The following is a 14,207-nucleotide window of genomic DNA, read 5'->3' as shown; positions in this document are numbered from 1 at the left end:
CGTAGAGGGACGAAAGCTCAGGCCTCGGCGGGAAAGCCCTGATCGGCGTCATCCCACCAGCCCTCCCAGGCGCTGGACGTCAGTCGCACGGCAACAGCGGGGGAGTGCTCGGGGCTGGATTCGCCGGAGGGACCGCTGTGGTTGCCGCTGGCATCGAGGAAAAAGCTGAGTGTCTTCAAGAGCATCATGGTGGTGTCCTTTCAGTGGTTTCGTGGACGTCTTTGTCCAGGTAAAACCAGCGTAAATGGCCATTGTTTCCTCTCGTCGACGCAATGTTTCAGCTGTGTACCTTTTATCTCACCTGCCCATTCCGCGACTCACAGCTGACACAAACAGGGTGTACCGCCACCACCTGCTTTGGGAGCCAAGGCCCCTGCGACACAGCCTCATTGCGGCGTGTCAGGCCGGTTCGGAAATCAAAGTGGGTGACAGCCGTACGCCCAGCCAGGACGGACACACAACCGGGACACCAAAAAGCGGGCCCCTGCCGTGACCGTGGCAGGAACCCGCTGGCTTTTGGAGCGATCCTCCCGCGGAGCTTAGGGCATCCGCGGGAGGATCACGTTGTTACGCGAACGGGAGGACGAGCTCCGCGTAGCGCTGCTTCATGGTTTCCAGGACGGTGTCGCCGTCGGCGTCCCAGATCTCCTGGTTGAAGATTTCAACCTCGATGTCGCCCTTGTACCCGGCGTCCCTGACCCAGGTGCCGATGGTGGCGAAGTCGATGACGCCGTCGCCCATCATGCCGCGCGACAACAGCGCGTCCGCAGCGATCGGCAGGTTGAAATCGCACACCTGGTAGGAGGCAATGCGGTTCTCGCGGCCGGCACGTTCGATCTGCGCCTTCAGTTCCGGATCCCACCAGACGTGGAAGGTGTCGACGGCGACGCCAACAGCCTTTGCGTCGTACGGCGCGGCAAGGTCTAGTGCCTGGCCGAGGGTGGAGATGAGCGCGCGGTCTGCTGCGTACATCGGGTGCAGCGGTTCCAACACCAGGCGCACACCGTTCTCGGAGGCGAAAGGAACGAGTTCCTCGAGGCGGTCGGCAACGCGCTGGCGTGCCGCCACAACGTCCTTCTCACCCGGGGCGAGCCCGCCAACCACCAGGAACAGCTCCTGGGTGTCCAGTGCTACGGCTTCGCGGACGGCCTCGAAGTTGTCAGCCAGGGCAGCGGCCTGTCCCTCGGCATCGGCTGCGGTCAGGAAGCCACCGCGGCAGAGTGAGGAAACGCGGAGTCCGGCGTCCTTGATGAGCTTGGCTGCCTTGTCCAAACCAGCTTCGGCCACGCGGTCACGCCACGGTCCGATCGCGGGGATGCCGGCACGTGCGCAACCGTCAACGGCTTCAGCAAGCGTCCACTTTTTGGTGGTGGCGCTGTTCAGCGACAGTCGGGAGAAATCCGCGCTCATGCGCCCACCCCGTTGATCCGCAGGAAGTCAGACATCCGGAACGCGGCCAGCGACGGATCCTTCAGCAAACCGGCCTGATCTGCCAGTTCGAAGGTCTTGGCCAGGTGCAGGACCGAGCGGCCCGAGTGCAGGCCGCCGACCATCTGGAATCCAGGCTGCTTGCCGTTGAGCCAGGACATGAAGGCGATCCCGGTCTTGTAGTAGAACGTGGGGGCGCTGAAGATGTGCTTTCCGAGCTCACGGGTGGAGTCCAGGATGGCGCGACCCTCGGCGCCTTGGCCGGCGTCGTACTTCTGCAACGCGACCGAAGCGGCCGGGTAGATGGCAGCGAAGATGCCCAGCAGGGCGTCCGAGTGGTGCTTTTCGTCGCCGTCGATCAGCTCCGGATAGTTGAAGTCGTCGCCGGTGTAGAGGCGGACGCCTTCCGGAAGGTTGGCCCGGAGGGCCACCTCGTGTGAGGCGTCCAGCAGCGAAACCTTCACGCCGTCAACCTTGTCCGAGTGCTCGCGGATCAGGCTGAGGAACGTTTCGGTGGCAACAGAGACGTCGTCCGAGCCCCAGTACCCAGCCAGCGCGGGGTCGAACATGGTGCCCAGCCAGTGCAGGATGACCGGCTGGTCAACTTCCTGAAGGAGCGTCGAGTAGACGTGCAGGTAGTCGTCGGCGCCGTTGGCGACCTTGGCCAGCGCACGGGAGGCCATGAGGATGACTTTGGGTCCCGCTTCGCTGACGACGGCGATCTGCTCGCGGTAGGCGTCGATGACAGCCTGGATGCCCGCTGCGCCCTCGGGGAGGGCTGCGATATCCAGCTGGTCGGTGCCTGCGCCGCAGGAAACGAGGTCGCGGACGGACTTGCCCGTAATCGCGGCGTTGCCCGATGCCACCACGGAAGCGGCTTCGACACCGGTGCGCTTGATGAGCTGCTGCGTAGCTGCCCAGTCAAGGCCCATGCCGCGCTGCGCGGTGTCCATGGCGTCGGCTACGCCCAGCCCGTAGGACCAGAGCTCGTGCCGGTACGCCAGGGTGGCGTCCCAGTCGAGCTGCGCCGGGGCGCCGGGGGTGTTGTCGGCTGCAACTTCGGGGATGACATGGGCTGCGGCGTAAGCACGGCGGGCGGTCAGCGGGGCTGTCGGCTTGACCCACGCAGTGGCGGGCTGAAGGCGGTACTCGCGGGTGCCGCCGTCGTCGGTGGGAAGAATCAGTGACGTCATTAGAGGGTGATCTCCGGGATGTCGATGGTGCGGCGCTCGGCCGAGGACTGGAGGCCGAGCTCGGCCAGCTGCACGCCGCGGGCTGCGGAGAGCAGGCCGAAGCGGTGCTCGCGGCCGGCAACGACGTCGCGCAGGAATTCTTCCCACTGCAGCTTGAAGCCGTTGTCCAGCTCAGCGTTGGCGGGAACTTCCTGCCACTGGCTGCGGAAGGATTCGGTGACGGGCAGGTCCGGGTTCCAGACGGGCTTGGGGGTGTGGGCGCGCTGCTGCGCAACGCACTTGTTCAAACCGGCGACGGCGGAACCGTGCGTGCCGTCGATCTGGAACTCCACCAGTTCGTCGCGGTAGACGCGGACGGCCCAGGAGGAGTTGATCTGGCCGATGACGTCGTCGCCGCCCGGGGTTTCGAGTTCGAAGATGCCGTAGGAGGCGTCGTCAGCAGTGGCCTTGTATTCTTTGCCGGCCTCATCCCAGCGTGCGGGGATGTGCGTGGCGGTCTTGGCGTTGACGCTCTTGACCTTGCCGATGATGCCTTCAAGGACGTAGTTCCAGTGGCAGAACATGTCCGTGGTCATTCCACCGCCGTCTTCCTTGCGGTAGTTCCAGGACGGGCGCTGTGCAGCCTGGACGTCGCCTTCGAAGACCCAGTAGCCGAATTCGCCGCGGATGGAGAGGATGCGGCCGAAGAAGCCTTCGTCCACCAGGCGGCGGAGCTTCACCAGGCCGGGGAGGTACAGCTTGTCGTGCACGACGCCCGCGGTGACGCCGGCGTCCTTGCCGATCTGTGCCAGCTCGATGGCCTCTTCCAAGGTCTCGGCCGTGGGCTTCTCGGTGAAGATGTGCTTGCCGGCGCGCATGGCCTTCTTCAGGGTGGCGGCGCGGCGGCTGGTCATGGAAGCGTCAAAAATGATGTCAACGGTGGGATCGGCGATGACGGCGTCCAGGTCGGTGGTCCATTCGGAGACCTTGTGGAGCTCGGCGAGTTCGCGGATTTTGGCTTCGTTGCGGCCCACCAGGATCGGTTCAACCTGAACCTTGGTGCCGTCTTCGAGGGTGAAGCCGCCGGCGTCGCGAATGGGGAGGATGGACCGCAGCAGGTGCTGGCGGTAGCCCATACGGCCGGTGATGCCGTTCATGGCGATGCGGATCGTCTTTGTTTCGTAGCCCATGTTTTCTCCAGTGCCTTGTGTGCCGGTCGCGGTGCGGAAGCCGGTGCTTGCAGTTCAAGTGGGAAAGCGCATTCCCGTTGACATCGATCATGCACCATGACTCGCCGGATTGGCAAGCGCTTTCCCAAAACTCGCGGAAGACTGACATAATTTCCCTAGCGCCAGTCCCGACGCTTGCAGACAAGGAGGGCCCCGTGGCCGCCAGCACACTGAGTGAAGTTGCCCGTTTGGCCGGGGTATCCCTGGCCACCGCATCCAGGGTCCTCAACGGCTCGTCCCGGAAGCCCGCCGAAGACATTGCCGAACGCGTCCGCGAGGCCGCCGATAAGCTCGGCTACGTGCCCAACGCGCAGGCGCAGGCGTTGGCCAAGTCGAGCTCGGGCTTGATCGGACTGGTTGTCCACGACATCGCCGATCCCTACTTCTCTGCGATCGCCCGCGGAGTCCAGGAAGCTGCCCGTCAGCAGAACCGCATGGTGCTCCTGGCCAGCACTTCCGGCGCTCCCTCGGATGAAAAAGAGGCCGTGGCAGCGTTCGCTGCGCGTCGCGCCGACTCGATCGTCATTGCCGGTTCGCGCTCCGTGCGGGCTGAGGACAAGCAAGGAAATACCGAACTGGCCGCCGAACTGGACCGCTATTGCCGCAATGGCGGTCACGTGGGAGTTGTTGGCCATCCGGTGGTTGGCGCGTCCACTACCGAGGGCTACCACGTAGTGAAAGTCCCCAACGAGGAACTGGCTTCCGGCCTCGCTATGGAATTGGCCGCCACTCATGACGGTGCTTTCCTGATCATTGCCGGTCCCGAAGGCCTTTACACTTCGGACGACCGTGTCCGCGGTTTCCAATGTGGGCTCGCGGACGCTGGGAGGCCCGCCGCCGAGGTGATCCGCACGGGATTCAACCGGGCCGGCGGGTACGAAGCCGGCCAGGCGCTTGCCGAACGGATCAAGTCCTCCACAGAGCGCCTCTGCATCTTTGCAGTCAATGACGTCATGGCCATCGGCGTTACCGCTGCCCTTCGGCCGGAGGGCGTGTGGATTCCCCGCGACGCCACCATCGCCGGTTTCGACGACATTGAGACCCTCCGCGACTTCCGGCCCGCACTGTCCACCGTGCACCTGCCGCTCGAAGATATTGGCCGGCTCGCAGCAGGAGATCCGGACACTCCTCCCGTCAGCGGCGCGGTCAAGCTCCGCCGCAGCACCGAAACTCCGGTGGACTCACAGGTATGACGACGGCGGGGCCACCAGCGCAGGCGCCGCGGGCGCTGACGGTGATTCCCGCCGTCGAACGTTCCACCGGCGACCCTTCCGCTCAAGCCGCGCCGGCCATCCTTGTGCTTCCCGGCGGGGGTTACGCGAAGCAGGCGGACCATGAGGCCGAGCCGGTGGCTGAATGGCTGGCTTCGTTGGGAATCCACGCGTTCGTGCTGCGGTACCGGGTGGCACCGGATCAGCACCCGGCTCCGTTGGTGGATGCCAAGCAGGCGATGCTGTGGATCCGCAGCGGTAATCACGGGCTGAAGGCGGACGCCACGAGGGTGGGCGTCCTGGGGTTTTCGGCCGGCGGGCACCTCGCGTCCACGTTGTCCGTGGAGGTAGCCACCGGCGATCCTGCGTTGGACACCATCGACGCTGTTCCGGACCTCAGCATCCTCTGTTATCCGGTCATTTCGTTCGTGGATTCTGTCCATCAGGGGTCCGTGGACAACCTCGCCGGAGCGGGTGCCGCCGCTGAGGTTCTGCAGGAGCTTTCAACGGATCTGCACGTCAGTCCAACAACACCGCCGGTATTCCTGTGGCATACCGCCGACGACCAATCCGTCACCATCAGCCACAGTCTCGCTTATGCCGGCGCGCTCAGCCGGGCCGGTGTTCCGGTGGAACTCCATGTCTTCCCGCACGGCGTTCACGGCATCGGCCTGGCCTCGGGGACACCCGGCGCGGATCAGTGGCCGGCGCTCTGCGCATCATGGCTAGGCCGATGGGGCTGGACCGCGTAGCCGCGTCGCCTTGTGGGGTGTCAGTCCTCACCCAGGGTGATGGTGTGGAGGAAGGAGGCGTCGTTGATGACGTTGTCCGGAAGGTCGTCCTCGACGAACTCCAGCATGATGTCCAGATCCTTGCCGTTTCCGCGCAGGACGTCAGTGACGGTCTGCCACAGCAACTTCCGGTTCCGCAGCGGGAAGCGTTCGGCAACCGGCCCCCAGGAGAAGCAGTGGACGCCCACCACGTGGGGTAGGACTTCGTGGAGGGACTCCAGCGCCTGCTGGTCTGAAAGTCCGACGGCGGGCTGCCAGTAAGTGCCGACATTGGCGTGGTTCACCCGGGTCAGTAGCTCCAGGGTGGTGGCGGGCGAATCGGTGAGGGTGTTGCCGTGATACTCAAACGCGATAGCGACGCCACGGGCGGCTGCGAGATCCGCAATCCGCTGCGTGTCCTTCACAACTGCTTCCCAGTGTTCCTGGCTGGCGCCGGCCGAACCCAGTTCGCCGGCCCACACCCGGATTCGTGGGGCGCCGAGCGCCGTGGCGAGGTCCAGGACACGATCGAAGTCTCCGAAGGCGCCGCAGCGGTAGTACGAGCCGAGCGAGAGAACCGTGAGACCCGCCGCTTCAGTTGATTCCTTTGCGTGCGCAGCGGACTCCGCATCGCTGACGTGCACATCAGTGCCCCACTCGATGCCGGCCAGGCCTGCTCTCGATGAAATTCGGACCACCTCGTCGATCCCGTGGGAGCGGAGAGTCACGGAACAGATGCCAGGCGTGAGGTCAGCCAGCGTGGTGAGGTCGATCATGCTTACAGGATACCGGGAATGCGCTTACCCGGTAAGGGCGTATCGCCTGCTGAACATTTCCGCACCCGCTCCCGCCGCGCGCACCCCTTAAGCGCAAGCGCCGCACCCGTTCCCGCAGATCGCACCAGAGGTTGCTGGTGCAAACGGCGGAAACGGGCGCGGCGTAGGTGCCCAGGCCGCGATGACAATGACCGCACTCATTAATGGGACTACAGCTCTAGCCAATAGCGACGAATCGGCTCGGTGACGCCCAGATCCGGAGCAAAACTCTCCGGAAGGCGGACGCTTTCGAGAACGCCGCCGCACGCCTCGATGGTGCGGGCTGAGGCTGCGTTCGGCTGTTTGCACGTGACCAGCACGCGTTCCATGCCGAGCGCACGCGCTTCTTCCAAGGCACCCTTCAGCGCAAGCTTAGCGAGCCCCCGCCCACGCGCGCTTGGCCGAATTCCGTAGCCGATGTGGCCTCCGACCTCAGTTAGATAGTCATTGGCCAACGAGTGCCTGAGGCTGGCGGCGCCCAAATATGCATCCTCCCGAACCACCCAGATGGTGCTTTGGTTGGCCAAACCTTCGGGAGGTTGAAAGTCGTCCTTGGCCATCTGATGCAGGACATCAACCCACTGGGCGAAGTCGCTGCTGTCGCGGAGATCCAGGTCGTATCTCGCAGCCACAAAAGCCGCCGAGCCGTCCTGGTTAAGGGTTCCCCACTCGTCGTAGCTTTCCAGCCATGACGCGTGGAAGCTGGCAGACGGTTTGGTGAGGTTGGCGTGAATCATTGGGCGAGCGTACTACGGCTGCTTCCGGAGCCCGGTCCGCTAGTTCGACTTACTCAGCGTCCGGCCCATGATGGCTTGCGTCAGGGCGTCGATGACCTCGGCGTTGGCCAGTGGATTCCGGATCAGCGTGAAGTCCACGTCGCCCACCGGCGGCAGCCCGAAGCGCTGGGTGATGACCTTCAGGTCCTCGGGCACCAGCGATGCCGGCATCACGGCGACACCGATCCCGGCCCGGACGGCCGCCAACACTCCGCTGATCTGCTTGGTGCTGCAGGTGATCCGCCATGTCCGGCCCTCCGCTTCCAGGGCATCGATGGCGAGCTTCCGGCTCAAACTCGGTGCAGGGTACGCAATCAGCGGCACAGGTGCGCCCGGTTCCAACACGGTCTGCTCCACGCCCACCCACGCGAAGTTATCGTGCCGGACCACCGTGCCCTCCTTGGCGCCGGCCACCCATTTCACGAACACCAGGTCCAGTTGCCCGGCGTTGAGACGCTTGTACAGCTGATCGCTTTGGCTGACAGTGAGCTCAAGGTTGATCTGCGGGTAGAGCTGCCTGAACTCGCGAAGAATCCGGGGGAGGCCGGTGATGGCGAGGTCGTCGGCTGTCCCGAAGCGGAGGCGGCCCCGCATGGCCGAGCCGGAAAAGTAGCGGGCCGCGGAATCGTGGGCAGCAAGGATGTTGCGGGCAAAACCGGCCATGGCATCACCGTTGTCAGTGAGCCTGACTTCGCGGGTATCCCGGGCCACGAGCACCCGCTTGGCGGCGGCCTCGAGCTTGCGGACGTGCTGGCTGACGGTGGGCTGCGCGAGCCCAAGCCGTTCTGCTGCCTTGGTGAAACTCAACGTTTCGGCAACGGCCAAGAAGGAGCGGAGCTGGACAGGTTCAAACACGGAACTCCTCTAAGCGCAGGTCAGCGCCGGGCCGAAGTGCTGCGCCGCTTCCCCGGCGCTGCAAGCCGCCCATTGCATTCCGCAATGCTAGTTATAGGCGCAATACGCTTCCATAATTGCTGCTGGCAACCATAGCGTTAAACGTATCCCACCGAAACTCTCGATCCGAGGACTACTTTTGGCACCCCCACCGCCTTCAGCGGCAAACGTCAGCCAGCCCGTCATCGATTCCCTGTCCGCTCCTCCGGCTCCGGACACCGTCACCCAGCCACTCGCCGTCGTGAGTGAAAAGCTGCCCTGGCGTCACACTTTCATCTCCCTGAAGGTCCCCAACTTCAGGATTTTCGCGATCGGCCACTTCATTGCCGTGATCGCCATCTGGATGCAGCGCATCGCCCAGGACTGGATGGTGCTGCAGCTGTCCGGTTCCGTCACCGCCGTGGGCATTACCGTGGCGCTGCAGTTCATGCCGTCACTGTTCCTGGGCCCGTGGGGCGGCATGATTGCCGACCGCTTTGCCAAGCGCAAGATCCTCATCATCTGCCAATCGGCGGCGGCCGTGCTGGCTGCATTGCTGGCGGTGCTCTCGTTGAGTGGTCGCGTCGAAGTGTGGCACGTGTACGTCATCGCACTTGCCCTCGGTTTTGTGACGGTCCTTGACCAGCCTGCCCGGCAGGTATTCGTCAACGAGCTCGTCGGCCCCAAATACCTGCGGAACGCCATCAGCGTGAACTCCACAACGTTCCAGCTGGGCGGCTTGATCGGGCCCGCCCTGGCGGGTGTGCTGCTCACCGCTGTCGGTGCCGGCTGGGCCTTCGCTGCCAACGCCGTGGCCTGCTGCTCCACCGTTGCCATGCTGCTGATCCTTCGCAAGGACCAACTGCACCTCAGCCAGCCGACGCCCCGCAAAAAGGGGATGCTGCGTGAAGGACTCAACTACGCACTCAGCAAGCCCACCATCTACTGGCCATGGTTGATGGCCGGGTTCGTGGCCGTTTTCGCCATGAGCCTGCCTGTGTTGCTGGCCGCCTTTGCGGACCACGTGTACGACGCCGGTGCCGGAGGCTACGGCTTGCTGAACGCGATGGTTGCGCTCGGCGCACTGATCGGAGCAGTGGCGTCCACCCGGCGTCGCCAGCTGCGGTTGAGGTCGGTAGTGACGTCGGCGGGGTTGTACGGACTCATGCTCTGTGTATCATCGCTGATGCCCTCCATGGTGTGGTTCAGCGTCACCATGGTCCTCGCCGGATTCTGGTGCCTCATGTTCCTCACCGCGGCCAACCAAATGGTGCAGACCAACTCCAACATGAGCATCCGCGGCCGTGTCATGAGCCTCTACCTCGTGGTGCTGATCGGCGGTCAGGCCATTGGCGGCCCCATGATGGGCTGGCTGGCCGAGCACTTTGGTCCGCACCTTGCTGTCCTGATCTCAGGTGGCGTGCCGGCCATCGCCGCTGCGGTAGTCGCCGTCGTCCTTGCCCGGAAGTCTTCGCTGCACCTGAAGGTGGACCTGCGTGACCGACGGCGGGTGCTGCGGATCGTGCAGGCACCCCAACCGGTGTAGCCAGGATCCCGGCCGGCTTAAACAGGTGAAGCGCCCGCGGCATGACCGCGGGCGCTTCCTGTTGAGCTTCGTTATGCCGTTGGCAGGTGCGGGTACTCCGCTGAGCGTCCTTGGAATTCCAGGATATCCGGGTTGCGGATGACGCCGTCGCGGATTTCGATGGCCCGCGAGATGGTCTCGTTGGCATCCCACCCGCCCGGGCCTGCGGCCACAGTGTCCAGGAAGGGAAGCAAGGCTTCGCTGATTTCCCAGCTGGCCGAGTTCCACAGATACGACGGGCTGTGGTCCACAGCGTAGTAGTTGACGTGCCCGCCCACACGGAACATGGGCTCGTCGAAGGTGGTGGTGCGTGCCCAGCTGAACCCCATTCCTTCGTCGCAGGAAACGTCCACAATCAGGCTGTCAGCGCGGAATTCCGTCAAGTCTTCCGTGCGGAGGTAGGTCAGGGGAGCGTTGGGATCCTGGAGGGTGCAATTGACCACGATGTCCGCCGCGGCCAAGAACGGCGCCAAGGGCTTGCGCCCTTTGTCCGTGATGACTTCGCTGAGGAACGGCGCATTGCTGTCATGGTCGAACTGCACGATCCGCACCGAATGAATGGGTGACCCGACGGCGGCGACACCACGGTTGGTCAGGACCTGGACGTCGTGGACACCATGGGCATTCAACGCCGTCACGGCACCGCGGGCAGTGGCACCGAAACCGATGACGACGGCGCTCAGCCGGCGGCCGTAGTCGCCAGTGGAACCAGTGAGTGCCAAGGCATGCAGTACAGAGCAGTATCCGGCGAGCTCGTTGTTCTTGTGGAAAACATGGAGCCCGAAGCCACCGTCGCCGGCCCAGTGATTCATGGCCTCGAAGGCGATGAGCGTGAGCTTCTTGTCGATGGCCAGTTGCGTGATGGCCCGGTCCTGGACGCAGTGCGGCCAGCCCCACAGTGTTTGGCCGTCGCGGAGTTCGGCCAGGTCCTGGGCCTGCGGCTTGGGCAGGAGGATGACGTCGCTGCCTGCGATCAATTCCTGGCGCGTACCGAGCCCGCCCACCAGCGATTCCAGCGTGCTGTCAGAGACGCCGAACCGCTCGCCGTAGCCGAATTCAAACCGGAGCTGTTGGCGCACTTCCGGGTCGATGCGCTCCAGGTGCTGGGGATGGATGGGGAGGCGGCGCTCATTGGGCTTCAGCGAGGAAGCGAGGACGCCTATGCTCAGCTGGGCGGTTGGCGCGGTCACTTCTTGTTGCCGGTTGAAGGCTTTGCAGCCTCGGTGGCGGAGGACTCAGTAGCCCGCTTGTCCGCCCTTTTTTCCTTGATGGATTTGCTGGATTTCTTCGATGCAGTTTGGCGCGGTGATTTGTCGCCCATGATGGCTCCCTTAGAGCGGAGCCGAAATGGCTCCTGACTCCTGACGATACACCTCGCACGCAGAAGCAGTGGCCGCGGTCACTGCGCCGGCTCGGCCGCAGGACGGCCATGGGTGACACGGTGGGTCACACGATCGGCGGTATCGCCCAACGCTGCCGCCTTTTCCACCGGCTCCAGGTAGAAGCGCGCGCTGTTGATGATGCCCCCGTCCACGCCGAAGATGATGACGCCCGTCATTTCGTGCGGCGTACCATCGCGCCACGCACCCTTCAGGTGCAGCTCGGTCCAGATGGAGCTGCCGTTGACGCTGTGCGAGAGCAGATGCGCTTTGATGTCCGGAACACCGGTGAAAAGTTGCTCCCAATTGCTGCGGATAGTGTCCCGGCCAGTGAAGCCCCTGGTGGGATGCGCCGGTGTTTCGTTGACATAGCCCGGCGCAAAGCAGGCCGCGAGACCTTCGAGATCGTGCTTGTTCGTGGCTTCCAGCAGGCGGTTGATGACGGCGAGCGGGCCCGCCTCATCAGCGTCGGTGAGAGTCATTGGAGGACCTCCCGGATAAGTGGATGTACGGACGAGTTTAGGCTCGTGAGCCCCTTTGGTCGATGGGTGCGTGGCCCGGATTGGTGAGTACCGCCGTCGGGCATTCAGTCCTTGGACGCAAAGAAACCCCGGATCGTGGGATCCGGGGTTTTCCTTGAGCGGGCGACGGGAATCGAACCCGCGTATCGAGCTTGGGAAGCTAGCGCTCTACCATTGAGCTACGCCCGCGCTGCCCGGGAATTTTCGCCCCGAGCGAGTCCTAGCTTAGCGCAGTTGCGGGGCTGCCCATGACAGGCGCGTCGGCCGCCTACTTGAACAGTTTCAGGCCGTTCCAGCCGGAGCCCACCTGGCGGTAGGTTGTCCAATGGCCCCGGCCGAGTCCGTAGTTGTAGAGGTTGCCGTCGGCGGTCTGTGCAGTGATGCCGCGGGTGCCCGCGCCAGTCAGCCCGAAACTGGGGGCCAGGACGCGCATGTACTGCCAGCCGGTGCCCACGGTAGTGGCCGGTCCGTAGAAGCCCGCCCATCCATCGCCGCGGTAGTTAACCAGGGCGCCGGAACCTGTTCTCGCCAGGATGTCATTGGCGCCATCGCCCTCCCAATCGGCAATGGTCAGCTCCATGCCATTCCAGCCCTTGCCGATGACCTGCGGGGCGCTCAGCGCACCACCAAAGGTGTTGGGGTAGTAGCGCAGGACACCGTCCGGGAAATAGCCGACGACGCCGGGCCGGCCATGCGCGTGCGTCCACTTGCCCACGGTGATGGTCATGCGCTCCCAGCCGCCGTTGCCCACTACAACCTGGTTGGCGAACCCGCCGCCCGGGAGGCCCCGGTACACACCCAGGACGCCGTTGTTCCACTGCGCCAGGATGTCGTAGACGCCATCAATGTCCCAGTCCACCACGAAGGCCTGCTTCAACCCGGACCAGCCCGAACCGATCTGGACGGCACCCGCATAGCTGCCGGCCGCCGTCGCCGGGTAGCGCAACAGACGGCCCGACGCGTCAGCAGCCACCAGGTCCGCGCCGGACTTGATGCTTGCTGCGGCTGCGGTGTTGCCCGCAAAGTAGTGCTCCAGCGTCGGGAAGCCTCGCCGGTTCATGTCGGTGGCCAAGGCTACGCCCACATAGCGCAAATGCCACGGCTCGTAGCTGTAGCCCGTGGTGCCCGTGTAACCGTTGGGGTAGCGGACAATGAAGCCGTACTTGTGGGCATTCGCAGCTACCCACTTACCCGCTGCGGTATCGCCGAAGCAGGTGCTCAGGCCACAGTTGCCGGCGGCGTTGCCGATGTCCATGGCGAGCCCCGTCTGGTGCTCGCTGTACCCGGGGCGCGCCGAAATGGTGTCCGCATAGGCCTGCCCGTAGATGCTGACGTAATACGCGTAAACCTGCTGCTGCTGCGCGTAGGACCGGTACCCGCTCACGATCGACAAGCCACCCGTGCCTGCGTCAGCTGCGCCCTGGAAAAGTCCGTTGAGCCACGCGGCAGCTTCCGCCCGCATGTACTGGCCGGAGCCACGCGCGTTGATAAGGTCCGACGGCGCGTAGCTCGCCGGGTTCAGTGGCCGCGATTTGTTGACCAGGACCGAAAAGTTGGCAGGGTCCCCAACGGGGTCGACGCTCGGCAACGGGTTGGCCGTTGCGGGGACCTTTGTGGTTGCTGCAGCCGCGGGTGCTGCCGCCGTTGGTGCTGCCGCCGTTGCGGGAACGGCGGTGACAACGCCGCCAGCCACCGCCATGGCGAGGAAAACCGCGCACGCGGCCACCCGGCGTCGTGCATTCCCTGCAATAGTTTGATGTCCCAGAACCCGCATAACGCCCCCAATTCGGTTTTTGCCAGCCTCGGGAACTCTACCCCGTGGGGCCCGCCGTGTCAGTCGTAACTTTGTGAAGCGCCAGATAACCATTCGGTCAAGGCTCGCCTCTTTTGTGCCCCGGCACGGCATGCGCTGTCTATTCTGAAGGTGTTAGCTGCAGCGTATGGGGAACCCGGCTACTACATATCGAACCGTACGCCGAAAGAGGTTTCCGTGGCATTTGCAGACTACGAAGTGGTGATCGGCAGGGACGCCATGACCGTCTACGGATTCCTCATGGACGGCATGAACAATTCCCTCTGGCGGTCCGGGATCCGCAGCATTTCACTGCGCTCAGGTCTCCGCGGCCAAAAAGGCGCGCTCTACCAGCAGACCATCAATGGTCCCGGCGGCCGCCCCATCGCCGCCGATTTCCAGATCACCGAAGCCCGGCCCGGAGCGGAAGTGCGCTTCGCCGTCGTCGCCGGACCCGCGCGGCCCACCGGCGGCTACTACCTCAGCACCGAAGGCCAAACCACCCGACTCAGGTTCGCCCTGGAATACCACCCCAAGGGCCTGCAGAAGCTCATGAACGGCATGATCCAGAAAACCATGGAGGCCGAAGTGGCCCAGTTGGAACAGTTGAAGACCGTGATGGAGTCACGCTCAGTGGTGTGATCGCTTCGTATTTC

The 14,207-nt window shown here is 64.3% G+C and carries 15 protein-coding genes and 1 tRNA gene; 4 read left to right on the top strand and 12 right to left on the bottom strand.

The window, feature by feature from the left end; translation table 11 throughout:
- Positions 1 to 17 precede the first annotated feature (17 nt).
- The 4 genes from RQH14_RS14830 to RQH14_RS14815 all read right to left on the bottom strand — a co-directional run bounded on the left by RQH14_RS14830 (position 18) and on the right by RQH14_RS14815 (position 3,790).
- The gene (locus tag RQH14_RS14830; protein WP_311213942.1) at positions 18 to 188 is read right to left on the bottom strand and encodes a hypothetical protein; all 171 of its coding nucleotides are present in this window, start codon (positions 186 to 188) and stop codon (positions 18 to 20) included.
- 379 nt (positions 189 to 567) lie between these two features.
- Complete coding sequence (locus RQH14_RS14825; protein ID WP_311213941.1) at positions 568 to 1,410, bottom strand: sugar phosphate isomerase/epimerase family protein; 843 nt, start codon at positions 1,408 to 1,410, stop codon at positions 568 to 570.
- Positions 1,407 to 2,621, bottom strand: coding sequence for a dihydrodipicolinate synthase family protein (locus RQH14_RS14820; protein ID WP_311213940.1), 1,215 nt, complete (start codon positions 2,619 to 2,621; stop codon positions 1,407 to 1,409). Before RQH14_RS14820 ends, RQH14_RS14825 begins: the two co-directional genes overlap by 4 nt.
- Complete coding sequence (locus tag RQH14_RS14815) at positions 2,621 to 3,790, bottom strand: Gfo/Idh/MocA family oxidoreductase (protein WP_311213939.1); 1,170 nt, start codon at positions 3,788 to 3,790, stop codon at positions 2,621 to 2,623. Before RQH14_RS14815 ends, RQH14_RS14820 begins: the two co-directional genes overlap by 1 nt.
- Before the next feature lie 194 nt (positions 3,791 to 3,984).
- Here RQH14_RS14815 and RQH14_RS14810 point away from each other — a divergent pair, with 194 nt between their 5' ends.
- Together RQH14_RS14810 and RQH14_RS14805 are read left to right on the top strand one after the other, a co-directional pair.
- Positions 3,985 to 5,022 carry a LacI family DNA-binding transcriptional regulator gene (locus tag RQH14_RS14810; RefSeq protein WP_311213938.1) on the top strand — a complete coding sequence of 346 codons (1,038 nt, stop codon included), beginning with the start codon at positions 3,985 to 3,987 and terminating at the stop codon, positions 5,020 to 5,022.
- Complete coding sequence (locus tag RQH14_RS14805; protein WP_311213937.1) at positions 5,019 to 5,792, top strand: alpha/beta hydrolase; 774 nt, start codon at positions 5,019 to 5,021, stop codon at positions 5,790 to 5,792. Before RQH14_RS14810 ends, RQH14_RS14805 begins: the two co-directional genes overlap by 4 nt.
- Before the next feature lie 20 nt (positions 5,793 to 5,812).
- Here RQH14_RS14805 and RQH14_RS14800 read toward each other — a convergent pair whose 3' ends face one another.
- The 3 genes from RQH14_RS14800 to RQH14_RS14790 all read right to left on the bottom strand — a co-directional run bounded on the left by RQH14_RS14800 (position 5,813) and on the right by RQH14_RS14790 (position 8,256).
- Positions 5,813 to 6,586: a sugar phosphate isomerase/epimerase gene (locus RQH14_RS14800; protein ID WP_311213936.1), complete on the bottom strand. Its 774-nt coding sequence runs from the start codon at positions 6,584 to 6,586 to the stop codon at positions 5,813 to 5,815.
- Between the two features lie 209 nt (positions 6,587 to 6,795).
- On the bottom strand, positions 6,796 to 7,362 hold the full coding sequence (locus RQH14_RS14795; RefSeq protein WP_311213935.1) for a GNAT family N-acetyltransferase: 567 nt from the start codon (positions 7,360 to 7,362) through the stop codon (positions 6,796 to 6,798).
- Between the two features lie 39 nt (positions 7,363 to 7,401).
- Entirely contained in the window at positions 7,402 to 8,256 is an 855-nt protein-coding gene (locus tag RQH14_RS14790; RefSeq protein WP_026543322.1) for a LysR substrate-binding domain-containing protein, read from the bottom strand.
- Positions 8,257 to 8,434: 178 nt separating this feature from the next.
- On the opposite strand from RQH14_RS14790, the gene RQH14_RS14785 reads away from it, so the two are divergent.
- Complete coding sequence (locus RQH14_RS14785; RefSeq protein WP_311213934.1) at positions 8,435 to 9,820, top strand: MFS transporter; 1,386 nt, start codon at positions 8,435 to 8,437, stop codon at positions 9,818 to 9,820.
- Positions 9,821 to 9,891: 71 nt separating this feature from the next.
- Here the strand turns inward: RQH14_RS14785 and RQH14_RS14780 are convergent, their stop codons facing one another.
- From RQH14_RS14780 to RQH14_RS14760, 5 genes are all read right to left on the bottom strand, one after another.
- Positions 9,892 to 11,049, bottom strand: coding sequence for a N(5)-(carboxyethyl)ornithine synthase (locus RQH14_RS14780; protein ID WP_311213933.1), 1,158 nt, complete (start codon positions 11,047 to 11,049; stop codon positions 9,892 to 9,894).
- Positions 11,046 to 11,180 (bottom strand): hypothetical protein, encoded by a 135-nt coding sequence (locus tag RQH14_RS14775; RefSeq protein WP_311213932.1) that lies wholly within the window; start codon positions 11,178 to 11,180, stop codon positions 11,046 to 11,048. Before RQH14_RS14775 ends, RQH14_RS14780 begins: the two co-directional genes overlap by 4 nt.
- A gap of 78 nt (positions 11,181 to 11,258) precedes the next feature.
- Positions 11,259 to 11,720: a nuclear transport factor 2 family protein gene (locus tag RQH14_RS14770; RefSeq protein ID WP_311213931.1), complete on the bottom strand. Its 462-nt coding sequence runs from the start codon at positions 11,718 to 11,720 to the stop codon at positions 11,259 to 11,261.
- Between the two features lie 157 nt (positions 11,721 to 11,877).
- Positions 11,878 to 11,948, bottom strand: a tRNA-Gly gene (locus RQH14_RS14765).
- A 79-nt stretch (positions 11,949 to 12,027) separates the two neighbouring features.
- Positions 12,028 to 13,533 (bottom strand): M15 family metallopeptidase, encoded by a 1,506-nt coding sequence (locus tag RQH14_RS14760; RefSeq protein ID WP_311213930.1) that lies wholly within the window; start codon positions 13,531 to 13,533, stop codon positions 12,028 to 12,030.
- A gap of 216 nt (positions 13,534 to 13,749) precedes the next feature.
- Between RQH14_RS14760 and RQH14_RS14755 the strand changes: the two genes are divergently transcribed.
- Entirely contained in the window at positions 13,750 to 14,193 is a 444-nt protein-coding gene (locus tag RQH14_RS14755; protein ID WP_311213929.1) for a hypothetical protein, read from the top strand.
- The last annotated feature ends 14 nt before the right edge of the window (positions 14,194 to 14,207 follow it).

The organism is Arthrobacter sp. WCS2018Hpa-7 (assembly GCF_031843805.1).
Taxonomy (GTDB): Bacteria; Actinomycetota; Actinomycetes; order Actinomycetales; family Micrococcaceae; genus Arthrobacter.
This window is presented reverse-complemented; position numbering and strand designations above follow the sequence as displayed.